We start from the raw sequence: 12354 nt of genomic DNA, 5'->3' as shown, positions 1-12354 counted from the left end.
ACACGGTACAGTTCGGCCATCGCAGTCTCCTGCGCAAGGGATGATGGTAAGGGCCCCGGCCCCGACCCACAAGGTTTGATCCCAAGCCCCTTGTACGGTGGGGCTTATCACGCCCACCCGAGGGGTTTGGCTCGGCCCCGGCCTGGACGTACAATGGGCGTGCCTTAGATAGGGGGAGGACCGAGGTCCTCGCCCCGAGAGGGCCCATGATGGACCACGAAGCACCACCCGCGCCCGAGGAGATCCGACGCCTGAGGGAGGCCAACGAGGCCCTCTGGGCGGTCTTCGGCCTGGGGCACGCCGTCGGACAGGCCGGGGGGCCCGGCGAAATGGCCTGCGCCACCCACGAGGTGGCCAGAAGGGTGTTGTCCGTCACCTGCACGGGATTGGTCCTCCTCGGAACCGAAGGTGCCCGCGCCTTCCTCTGCCGCGAGACACCCGAGTCGACATCCGTGGCGGTCCCGGCGGAGGAGTGGTTTTCCCTTTTCCCCGGGGAGCGAGCCCAGTGGTCGGGGGGGGAGCCTCCGTCCGCCCGGGTGGCGGCCCTCCTCGGCGCGCCGCCCTCCGCGGGCATGGTCCGAAGCTTGGGGGCCCCGGGCATTCCGGGGGCCCAGCTGGTGGCCCTCCGGCCCAACCCTTTTTCGGACCTCGAGCAGGGCCTTTTCGCGAGGATGGCCGACTTCCTGTTCACCGCCCTGGCCCGCTGGGAGCAGGTGGAGGGGGTCCGCCGAAAATCCCGGCAGGTGGCCGACCTCTTCGTTCTCCTCGCCCAGGAGAAGGAGCGTCTCGACAACGTCATGAGGAGCGTCCCCGTGGGGCTCCTCCTCACCGACCTTTCGGGGTCCATTTCCCTCATCAATGACGCGGCCGCTCGGGCCCTCGGCCTCTCCCCCGTCGAGGTCCGGGAAAACAAGATTTTCGGGAGCCGCCCGGCGGGCCAGGTCATCCTCGGGCTCCTCCGAAAAGCCCAGGCCGAGGGGAAGACCGTGTCCACCCCGTACGAGGTGGAGGGGCGATGGTACCAGGTCCAGGTTCAGCCCTGGCCCGGGGGGAACCTCTTCCTCGTGGTCACGCAGGACATCCAGGAGTGGGTGGGCCTCAATCGGTCGCGTGAAGACCTGATCTCCATCATCTCGCACGAGGTCAAGAACCCCCTCGCCGCCATCATCAACGCCGCCGATCTCCTTGCGGGCGGGCGGCCGGGCCCCCTCACCGAACACCAGGCCCGCATCGCCGCCCTGATCCTCGAAAACGGCCGGAACATCCGCAATCTGCTGGACGACGTGGTCCGCCTCAGTCGAGTCCACTACGCCCAGGGACAGGCCGGGAGCGTGGACGTGAAAGGCCTCATCGAGCGCCTGCGGGACGGCGCGAGGGACACGATCCAGGGGAAGCTCCTCACCTGGAAGGAAGAGTTGCAGGACGTCCACGTCACCTGCGACGGACGCATGCTCGAAAACCTCGTGGCCAATCTCTTGGGAAACGCCATCAAGTATTCGGTCATAGGGGGGTGTGTGGGCGTACGCCTTCGCCGTGACGGGGAGCGGATCGCCCTGCGGATCCTCGACGACGGACCGGGAATCCCGGCCTCGGAAAGGGCTTCCATCTTCACGCCCTTCTTCCGGGCGAGCAACGTCCGCAATCTCGTGGGTGGAACCGGCCTCGGCCTCGTGATCGCCAAGAACGTGGCCGAGAGACTGGGGGGCCGCCTGGAATGCGACTCCCCGCTCACCGAGGAGGACCGGGCCTTTCTCGGAAGCACTGTGCCCTCGCGTCCGGGCACGGCCTTCGAGGCCGTGCTCCCCGCAACCGAGTAGGAGATGCCATGCGCCAGAGACTGGTCATCGCCGACGACAACCGGGCCATCACCGAAGTCCTGAAGCTCAACTTCGACCTTCTTGGCTACGACGTGCATGTGGCCTCCGACGGGGAGGAGGCCGAAGCGATCTTCCGCCGCATGCGGCCCGATCTCATGATTCTCGACGTCATGATGCCCAAGAAGAACGGCTACCAGGTGTGCCGGGATCTCAAACGGGATTCGGAGCTGGCCCGGATCCCCATCATCCTCCTCACGGCCAAGAGCCTGAGGGAAGACGTGTACTGGGGATACGACTGCGGAGCCGACGCGTACGTCACCAAGCCCTACGACCCCCACCAGCTCGAATTGCTGGTGGACCAGCTCATCCGCGAGGCCGTCTCCGGACAGCGCTCCACGGCGTGGACGGGACTTCCCGATGCCTCGCGGATGGAGAGCGAGTTCCGGGCGAGGCTGGAGGCCGGGGCCCCATGCCTCCTTCTCCAGGTTCGCCTCGCTCCGGCTTTTTCGGAGGGCTTCGCGCTGCGAGCGGGATCCTCCCGCCTCAAGGACCTTGTCCACCGGACCGCATGGCTCCTGCACGAGACGGTGCAGGAATGCGCCGCGGCCGGGGCGGTGGGGCAGACCTCCGACGACCGGTTCTGGATCGTCCTACACCCCTCCGAAGCACAAACCTTGCGCTCCAGGTTCGAGGAGAAATTCGCCCAAGCCGGGTTTTCCGGCTTGGAGGGGGACAAGCCGGCGCTGGAGTGGGACGAGGTGAACCCACCGTCCGAAGGCGGATAGCGTTTCTCACTCCCGCGTCCGGCCGTCGGCCATCGCCCCGTCCAGGCCACCCAGGATCCTTCTGGACACCCCCAGGACGGAGGTTACCGTCCCGTCGGCCTCCTGGATCGGGATGAGCTGGGTGTCGAGCCACAGCCTCCCCACGGGGAAATCGAGTTCCTCCACGCGAACGAGCACCTCGCCGGTCCGGAAGGCCTCCCCGAGGCTGGTTTTCATCCGACGGAGGGTGACACCCTCGAAGAGGTCTTCCAAGCGGCTTCCGGGCACTTCCTCGGGCCGGAGCTTCAGGGCGGCGGCCGTGGAGGGATTGGCGAAGGTCACTCTCTCCTCGCGGCTCACGATGAAAATGAAGTCCCTGGCCGACTCGGCCAGGCTCTGGTAGATCCGCAACGTCTTTTCCAGGTTCTCCCTCGTCCGGACCTCGTCGCTCACGTCCCGGACGACTCCCACAAAACCCTCCGGAGACCCCCACTCGTCCCGGAGGAGGGCCGCGTTGATCTCCGCGGGAAAAGGCTGCCCGTCCTTCCGAAGGACGTTGGCCCGGAAGTTCCGAACCTCCTCGCCCCGCAGGGCCTGCTCCATGGCCTGCCGCACGGCTCCCCCCTCCTGTTCGGAGACCATTTCGAAGACGGAACGGCCCACCAGTTCCTCGTGGGCGCGGGCGCCCCAGATCTCCATTGTGCGGCGGTTGACCATGGTGATCCGGCCGGTGAGGTCCGCCACGACGGTGGCCCCTGGAGACAACTCCAACAGGGTTCGGTAGCGGGACTCCTGCCCGCGGAGACTGATCTCGGCTTCCTTCAAAGACGTCACGTCCGTCCCATGGGAAAGGACCACGCTCACCCGGCCGTGCGCGTCGAGGACCGGCCGGTTGGTCCAGGCCACCCAGACCCTCCGCCCGTCCTTTCGCACGTTTTGGTTGATGTTGGAGGCGAAGGCGTTGGGATCCGCGGCGATCCGCTTGAGGAGGTCCTCCAGGTCCTGTCCGGTGGAATCTTCCTTGGGGACGATGGTACCGATGAGGCTCCGGCCGAGGATTTCTTCCTTCCTGTACCCGAAGAACTCCTCCGCGAACTCGTTCCAGTACGTGACGGTGAGATCGGGCGTGAAGGTGAGAACGATCCCGCGCGCATTCTCCACGAGGGCGCGGTACCTGCTCTCGCTCGCCTGAAGGGCGTCCCGGCTCGTTTCCAATTCGGTCAGCGTTTTGTGAAGATCCTCGATGCTTCGCCTCGCCTCCTCGTACAGGGCGGCGTTCACGACGGTCATCGTGGCGTGGCGCGCGAAGATTTCGAGGACCTCCACCTCCTCCGGAGAAAAGGCCTCCGATTCGCCCGAGTAGAAGGTGACGACGCCGCGCACCGCGTCCTCATGGAGCATGGGCACTGCGCACACGCACCGGAAGCCGCGCTTCTCGGCCTCCTCCCGCCAGGGGGCGAAGTCGGGCTCTTCGGTCCTCATGATGACGGGCCGGCGGAGCTTGATGGCCCGCCCGGCGGGTCCCTGGGCCCGCGCGGATTCGTCCCAGCGGACCTGAACGCTCTCCGTATATCCCTCGTCTCGGCCGGCGGATGCCAGGATCTGGACCTCGGTGCTCTCGGGCACCACGAGCCCCATCCAGACCAGATCCACTCCGAAGATCTCCACGGCTACGCGGCACATCAGGCTTACGGATTCGCCCATGTCCAGGGAACCCGCCATGGCCTGGGACGAGGCCAGGAGGGCCAGGAGCTGGCGGTTCGTCCGCTGCTGGGCCTCCTCGGCCTCGTGACGGTCCGTGACATCGCGCACCACCCCGAAGAAACCGAGCACCCGGCCGAGGGGGTCCGCCTCGGGGACGGCGTGGTCCTCCAGCCACCGGTACGTCTGGGTCCCCCCGTGCAGGAAGCGGTATTCGATCGTGAAGGGCCGCCCCTCCTCCCGCAGGGCTTGGACGGCCCGCTTGACCATTCCGACGTCATCGGGGTGTACGCCGAGAAGCCACTGCCCATCCTGGGCTTGAATCTCCTCCTGGGAAAGACCCAGGATTTCCCGGACCTTGTGGCTCACGAACTGGACCCGTGGAACCGGCGGATCGCCCTCCAGGGAGCTGTAGTAGATGACCTCGCTCACGTTTTGAAGGATGAGGCTCACCTGGGCCTCCCGCCGGCGAAGCTCCTCCTCCACGCGTTTCCGGTCCGTCACGTCGATGGCCGTGGCCAGGCCCGCCGGCCGGCCGTTGTACTGGATGACCGCGGCCGTGAAATCGAGCCATCGCACCTCCCCCGTTTTCTTGACGACCTTGAACTCGTAATGACGCGGAACCGGCTCGCCCCGCTGCCGGGCCAACCCCCTCTCCCGGACCATTTCCCGGTGGTCCGGGTGGACGAGATCCCAGAAGCGCAGCCTCTGCAATTCCTCCCGGCTGTATCCGCTGACCAACTCCGTGGTCCGATTGACGTACCGCAGGTTCTCCCCTTGGTAAATCATGATGGCCGCCTCGGTGCTCTCGGCCAGGCCCCGGAAGAGCGCTTCGCTTTCCTTCACCGCCAGCTCCGCCAAACGCCTCTCGGTGATGTCGCGGCAGTTCACGACGATCCCGCCCACGGCCGGGTCCCCCAGGAGGTTGGTCACGATGGCGGAGAAGATGCGAAGGCTCCCGTTCTTGTGACGAACCCGGTACTCCACGGCGGGAAGGGAAACGCCGGGCGCCCGGAGAGACCGCCTGACCACGTCTTGGATCACCCCGACGTCTTCCGGGGCGACGTAATCGGTGGCCAGGTTCCCGAGCAGTTCCTCCACTGAGTAACCGGTCCATGTGGTCACGGACGGCGTGATGTACAGGGCGCGCCCCTCCGCGCTGAACACGATCACGACGTCGTGGGTGTTTTCGATGAGCGTGCGAAAGCGTCGCTCGCTCTCCCGCAGGCGGCGCTCCGCCTCGACCCGGTCGGTGACGTCCCGGCCGACTCCCACGATGGCCTGCACCCGGCCCTCGGCGTCCAGGACGGCCTTGTCCGACCAGGCGAGCCACCTCCACCCCTGGGCCGTGTGAGCCCGCTGCTCTACATAGCAGGTGTACGGCGGGCGGTAGAGGTCCTTCATGGCTTCGAGCGTCTTGCGAAGGTCCTCTTCGTGCACCAGGGGCATGAAGGTGCGCCCCAGGAGTTCCTCCTCCGATTTGCCGAACAGCCGGCAATACGTCGGGCTGACGAAGAGGAACCGGCCCTCCGTGTCCACCTTGACGACGAGGTCCGTCTGGTTCTCCACGAGGAGCCGGTAGGCCTCCCGGCTCTCCTTGAGGGCTCGCTCCGCCTCTCTGGATAGGGTCACGTCCTCCAGAAAGAGCAGGTCCATGAGTCCTTCCGGCCCTTCCACCCGAACGGGACGCACCCGGGCCAGGAAGCGGGTCCCGTCGGATTTCAGGCACTGCCACTCGGCCCCGGTTTCGGGAAGCACGGCGCGCCTGCCCCTGCCCAGGCACGCCTCGGCCTGACCCCGGCTTTCGGCGGCCACGCAATCCAGGAAGGGCTTGCCGATCACTTCCGCGAGGCTGAGCCTCCGAAACAGGTGGAGAAAGGCCTCGTTGGCGAAAGTGACCACCCCGGCCTTCAGGAGGGCTACGCCCAGCGGCGCCTGCTCGATGAGGTGCCGGTAGCGCTTCTCCGAGTCTTTCAGGCTCTCGAAACGGGCCTTTCGTCGGGAGGTGCGGACGGCCAGGACCGCCCAGACCACGGCGAGCGCCACGAGCGAGACGGTGAAGACGGCCAGCCGTTTCCAGTCACCCGGCGGCTGGACGGGGAGCCACTTGGTTTGAAGGTCGGCGAGAACGCCGCCCTCCGCCAGCTGGCGGAGGGTGGCGTCGATTTCGTCCCGGTTGCCCTCGAGGCCCTTCCGCAGGGGAAAGGCCAGCCGGTCCCGGGACAGGAACAGGACGCCGAACCGACCCCGGGCGACCGCCACTTCCCCGCTGTACTCCTTGCTGATGAGAAAGAGGGTGTTCAGGTAGTCGTTCAGGACCGCGTCCACCTCGCCCCGGCGGAGCGCCTCGAAGCTGGCTGTCGTGTCGTCGTACACCTTCAATCCGGCCAGCCCCACCTCCGGAGCCAGGCGGGCACCCAGTCCCTCTCCCGTGGCGCCCCGCTTGACCCCAAGGAGGAGCCCTTTCAGGTCTCTCTTGGATCCGACTTCCTGCTGAATCCGGTGGGCCACGACGAGGCCCGTTTCAAGGTAGGATTCCGTGAAGAGGAATCGGCGCTCGCGATCGGGGGATCGATAGATCGCCCCGATGGCCATGTCGGCCTTTCCCTCCTCCAGCAGGGTCCATATCTCGGGGAAGGAGGTCCACGTGATCTCGTACGTCCACCCGCGGGTGGTGCACAGCAGGCGAAGGAGATCCACGTCGAGCCCGCGTTCCTCCCCGCCCTCCCGATAGGCGAAGGGCTCGTAGGGAGAGGCCGCGACTCTCAGGTGAAATGTCTTTCCCCTTTCGACGCCTCCGGATGCCCGCCCGGTCTGGGTCCCCGCGGCCACGGGGATCACGACCATGGCACAGAATGCGCAGATCCTTAGCCACCCTCGCATGGCCACGGCCTCCGATGGGACGCCCCCGCTCCCGCGGTTCCGGGCGCCCGTGCCTCTCCGGTTCAAGGGGGCCCTCCCGCCCCCGGACTCACGCGATCTGATTCACCCGGTTCTTGCCCTGACGCTTGGCCTGGTAAAGCGCCTGGTCGGCCAGGTCGAGAATCTCGTGGTGGTCCCGGCCGTCCGTGGGGAAGGAAGCCAGGCCCACGCTCAGGGTCACGGACGCCGTTTGCCCGCCGCCTCCGACGTGGACCCGCAGGCCCTCGACGGCGCTACGGATCCTCTCGCCGATGGTGAGCGCCGTGGAAGCATCGCACCTCGGAAGGAATAGGGCGAATTCTTCACCGCCGTACCGGGCCGCGATGTCCTCACGCCGGATGAGGGCCCTCACCGTCTCCGCGACGGCCCTGAGCACCTCGTCGCCCGCAAGGTGGCCGAAGGTGTCGTTGACGACCTTGAAGCCGTCCAGGTCCATCATCAGCATCGAGAAGGGCAGCGAGGATTCGGCGTGCTCGCGGGCCTCCTTCGCCAAGACCTCCTGAAAGTAACCGTGGTTGTACAATCCCGTGAGTCCGTCCATGACCGCCTGGCGCCGGGTCCGGGCGTGGATCTGCGCGCTCTCCAGGGCATTCACGGTCTGGTTGGCCAGGACTTCCAGAGCCCGAAGCGTCTCCAGAGAGGGGATCTTCCCGTCCACGGGCTCGTCCACGGAGATGATTCCCAGCAGACGGCCGTCCTTGTCCTCCAGCGGGACGATGAGGGTGTCCAAGGGGTCCCAGTCGTCCGGTTCCTTGGGCAAGCGGGGGTTCAGGGGAAGGATGTCGTAGGGCCCGATGACGGCGTCGGCGTGCCCCACGAAATAGCAGCTTCCCACCCGGTAGCGCGGATGGATGAGTTCGAAGATCTGCTCGGCGGGAGGCCTCGCCTTCCGCACCTCCTCCCACCGGTCCGAGAGTCCGGCCTGGGCGACTCTCTCGAAGAGGTGCTCGTCCTCCCGATAGAGGCTCACGAGGACCGTCCGGAACCCCATCCCCTCGCGGATCCCCTCCGCCACCTTCTCCAGGATCGTCTGGACGTCGAGGTGGACCTTGAGGAGATTCGAGATTTTGAGGATCTGGGAGAGGTAGTCGGTCTGGCGAAGGAGCTTTCGGTTGGTGTCCATGAGCTGCTTCTTGAGAATCTCGTCCTGGACGTGGCCGGCGATCTGGGCCAGGGCCAACTCGAGGAATTTGCATTCGTTCCCGGTGAACACGTCCTTTCCGGCTCCCCTTTCCAGGACCAGGACGCCGAAGGCAAGCTCCGTCGTCGCCACGGCCACCGAGACCTGACATCCCGCCCCTTCCAGGAGGAGCGGGACCACAGCGGAGCCGGTCACGAGCCGGGGTTCCCTGAGCTCCGGCGCCTCCAGGAGATCCAGCAAGGCCTCCTTGGCCGCGTGGGGATCCAGGGGGAGGCCCTCCAGACTCACGAGGAGGGGCTGGCGGGCGGACCCCGGCGGCAGGACCAGCAACAGGCCCCGGTCCCAGGGGACGAAGTCTCGAAGCCCCGAGAGCAAGGTCAAGAGGAAGGACTCGTTCTCCAAGGATCCGGCCGTCGTCAGGGAGAGCTGCTGGAGGAACTCCTGACGGCCCGTCGCGTGGATGAGCGCGGCGTTCTTTTCCTGAAGTCCCCCATACAGCCGCATGGCCCAGACGAGGATGAGGAGGGTCAGGCTGCCCATGAGGACGGAAACGTAGCGCTCCTCCCGGGTGGCTCCGACCACCAGGGCCACGAGGGGCGAGGAGAGCAGGACCCAGCCCAGGTTGCTGACGAACGATTTCTTGAACGTGGTTCGAAGAGGGGCCTTCAAGGAGGACGGGTTTCCCGCCACGTAGAAGAACCAGTTGGCTCCGGTCATCACCAGCATGGCCGAAAGGAAAATGGCGAATTCCAGGAGCGATTGCTCAGGCCCTCCCCGGGACAGGGCGAGGTAGAAGGCCCCCCCCAGAGCGATGGACAGCGCGGAGAGGGCGGCTCCCCATACGTGCACCAGCCCCAACCCTCCGAACCCGCGTCGGTAGGCGCGGCTGACGAGGAGTCCGACCCCCGCCAGCGTTCCGGCCAGCACGGGGTTCTGAAGCACCACGATGGCGGGGAAGGCCACGACGTGATCGAGGTTGAGATAGCCCAGGCCCGGCACATGGACGTCAAACTGGTAGGCCAGGAAGAAGAAAAGGAGCACGGCTGGAGCGGCCCAGAGGTCATGGATGCGCCACGAGGCGCGAGTCCCCATCCAAACCAGAAGGACCAGAGAGAGGATGGTGAGCGTCAGCGGCAGCCGCTTTCCCTGCATGACCGGCCTTTCCTGACTTACGATACCACGAAGAACGGGCCGCGAAAGCCCCCCAGCGGGACCCGGAGGAGGGCCTGGCTCCGCCACGGCCCCAATCCTCCGGCCTCCGCGTTCCCGGATTGCAACATTTTGGTCCACCCAAACGGACTCCTCGCCTACACTGTCCGCGCCCCGGAGAGCCCGGGCCGTGCGCGATTTACCCCAGGAATGAGAAACCCCTAGTTGTTTTTCGGGTTTTTGCTCCATTGGCTTTATATTGATTTCTTTCTGGGTGAGGTTTTTCAGGACAGGGGGAGAACCGATGACCACGTTAGTCTATGCGGTGCTGTATCTTTCTGCGGCGGTGTTCGCCATCGCCACGGTGGCGCGGGCCGTCCTCTATGCCCGCCAGCCCATCCACCTCCGGTGGGAGTTGTACCCGGTCCCTCATGAGGCGGTCCACCGCGTGAAGCACGGCGGATCTTACTTCGAGGAGACGGACTGGTGGACCAAGCCGTCCCATTTCAACCTCTGGGGCGAACTGAGCTTCATGGTCCCAGAGATGCTCTTCCTGAAAGCCCTCCACGAGTTCAACCGGAAGCTCTGGTACCGCTCCTTTCCCTTCCACTTCGGCCTGTATCTCCTGATGGGGACGGTGGGACTCGTCCTTTTCTCGGCCCTGCTCGGGGTTTTCCTTCCCTCCTCCCTGGGAGGTCCGCTGGGCTCCCTGCTTCACTGGGCTTGCCTGCTCATGGGCGGCGCCGGCGTGACGCTCTCGATGGTCGGGGCCCTGCTCCTCTTGCACCGGCGCTTGACGGACCCGGCGCTCAAGACTTACACGACGGCCGGGGACATCTTTAACCTCGTCTTCTTCGTGGTGGCCTTCGGCGTCCTGTCCGCCGGATACTTCCTCATGGACCCGGCAGGTCCTGGGGTCGTGGGCATTACGATGGGCCTGCTCAGGGCGGACCTGTCCTTGGACATCCCTGGCCTTTTCGGAGTCGGCTTGATCCTGTGCGGGCTCCTGGCGGCCTACATCCCGTTGACGCACATGTCGCATTTCGTGGGCAAGTACTTCACCTACCACAGTGTCCGCTGGCAGGACCATCCCAACCGTCCCGGCAGCGACATTGAAAAGAAGCTTCAGGAATACCTGACCTACCGTCCCACCTGGTCGGCGGAGCACGTGACCGCCGACGGAAAACGCACGTGGGCGGACGTGGCCACCACCAACCCTTGGCAGGGGGAGAAGAAATGAAGGACAAGATCAACCTCTCCGACATGTCCCGCCGGGACCGCAATCCCCTGACCCACCTGGAGAACCGGGACCTCATGCCCCTCCCGCCCCCCCTGGACTCCCCGGACAAGGACCATAGCTGGACTCCCCTCGCGGAAAAGACCCTGGCCGCGGTGGAGTGCGGCCTGGACGACACCTGCGCCATCAACATCCCCCAGCCCAAGACCCGGGAGGAGGAGGACGCCCTCGTCCAGAAATTCCTCTCCGGGCTGGACAAGCTCTTCACCAAGGAAAACAACTGGACCTTCCTTCAGCCGCTGGTCCTCAGTATGGAGCACTGCGCCAAGTGCCAGACCTGCTCCGAGGCGTGCCACATTTACGAGGCCAGCGGCGGGAACGAGCTCTACCGGCCCACCTTCCGCTCCGAGATCATGCGCCGCCTTTACTTCAAGTACGTCAAGCACGGCGGGCTTCTCTCGGCGTGGCAGCACGGAGACATCGAGCTGAACTGGCCCCTCGTGGCCAGGCTGGCCGAACTCTCCTACCGGTGCAACCTGTGCCGCCGGTGCGCCCAGACCTGTCCCATCGGCGCGGACAACGGCCTCGTGGCCCACGAGCTCCGGAAGCTCTTCAGCATGGAGATGGGGATCAACGCCAAGGAATGCCACGACAACGGCTCCGTCCTCCAGCTCAAGGTGGGCTCCTCCACGGGCATGACCTCCCTGGTGGTGAAGGACAACATCGAGTTCATCGACGAGGACATGACGGAGAAGACCGGCATCAAGGTGGAGACGCCGTGGGACGTGGAGGGCGCGGACGTCCTCCTCATCCACAACGCCGGAGAGATCATGGCGTGGCCCGAGAACCCCGGGGCCTTCGCCGTCATTCTGAACGCCGCCGGCATCACCTGGACGCTCTCCTCCGAGTTGGCCGGCTACGACTCCATCAACTACGGCCTCTGGTACGACGACGCGCAGTTCGCCCGGGTGGCGATCAAGCACGCCGAGGCCGCGAAGAAGCTGAAGGTCAAGAAGATCGTCCTCGGCGAGTGCGGCCACGCCCACAAGGCCCTCTCGGTCATCGCCGACCGGGTTCTCACGGGCGAGCTCAACATCCCCAGGGAGTCCTCCATGACGCTCCTTCGGGACATCGTGATGGGCGACCGACTCCGTCTGGACCCCTCCCGGAACGATTTCCCCGTGACCCTTCACGATCCCTGCAACCTGGTCCGGCTCATGGGGGTCGTGGAGCCCCAGCGCGAGATCGTCCGAAAGATCTGCCCCCAGTTCCGAGAAATGTGGCCCCACGGGGTGGACAACTACTGCTGCGGAGGCGGCTCCGGCTTCGCCATCATGAGCGGCAACAACTTCCAGGATTGGCGTTTCCACGTCTCCGGCCGGAAGAAGCTCCAGCAGGTCCTCAACGCCTTCGCCGACTGCCTCGATCCCTCGATCCACAAGTACATCTGCGCCCCGTGCAGCAACTGCAAGGGCCAGTTCCGCGACATGCTGGCGTACTACCAGATGTGGGAGAAGCACCGGATCCTGTACGGCGGGCTCGTGGAACTGATCGTGAATTGCATGCTGGATGTCAAACCGGGCTTCATCGATTGGGAGTGGCACTGAACCATTTGGTATGGGA

Annotated in this window: 6 protein-coding genes; 4 read left to right on the top strand and 2 right to left on the bottom strand. The window is 65.7% G+C overall.

Going from position 1 to position 12354, the window contains the following annotated elements; translation table 11 throughout:
* Positions 1 to 206 precede the first annotated feature (206 nt).
* Complete coding sequence (locus tag AB1824_07170; protein ID MEW5764743.1) at positions 207 to 1817, top strand: ATP-binding protein; 1611 nt, start codon at positions 207 to 209, stop codon at positions 1815 to 1817.
* An 8-nt stretch (positions 1818 to 1825) separates the two neighbouring features.
* Positions 1826 to 2602 (top strand): response regulator, encoded by a 777-nt coding sequence (locus AB1824_07165; protein ID MEW5764742.1) that lies wholly within the window; start codon positions 1826 to 1828, stop codon positions 2600 to 2602.
* Positions 2603 to 2608: 6 nt separating this feature from the next.
* Here AB1824_07165 and AB1824_07160 read toward each other — a convergent pair whose 3' ends face one another.
* Positions 2609 to 7165: a PAS domain S-box protein gene (locus AB1824_07160; GenBank protein MEW5764741.1), complete on the bottom strand. Its 4557-nt coding sequence runs from the start codon at positions 7163 to 7165 to the stop codon at positions 2609 to 2611.
* Positions 7166 to 7253: 88 nt separating this feature from the next.
* The gene (locus AB1824_07155; protein ID MEW5764740.1) at positions 7254 to 9497 is read right to left on the bottom strand and encodes a sensor domain-containing diguanylate cyclase; all 2244 of its coding nucleotides are present in this window, start codon (positions 9495 to 9497) and stop codon (positions 7254 to 7256) included.
* 301 nt (positions 9498 to 9798) lie between these two features.
* Here AB1824_07155 and AB1824_07150 point away from each other — a divergent pair, with 301 nt between their 5' ends.
* Together AB1824_07150 and AB1824_07145 are read left to right on the top strand one after the other, a co-directional pair.
* Positions 9799 to 10734: a respiratory nitrate reductase subunit gamma gene (locus AB1824_07150; protein MEW5764739.1), complete on the top strand. Its 936-nt coding sequence runs from the start codon at positions 9799 to 9801 to the stop codon at positions 10732 to 10734.
* A complete protein-coding gene (locus AB1824_07145) occupies positions 10731 to 12338 on the top strand; it encodes a (Fe-S)-binding protein (protein MEW5764738.1) in 1608 nt (535 codons plus the stop codon). The genes AB1824_07150 and AB1824_07145 overlap by 4 nt, the downstream gene beginning before the upstream one ends.
* Positions 12339 to 12354: the final 16 nt, after the last annotated feature.

It is taken from the genome of Acidobacteriota bacterium (assembly GCA_040752915.1).
Lineage (GTDB): Bacteria > Acidobacteriota > UBA4820 > UBA4820 > DSQY01 > JBFLVU01.
This window is presented reverse-complemented; position numbering and strand designations above follow the sequence as displayed.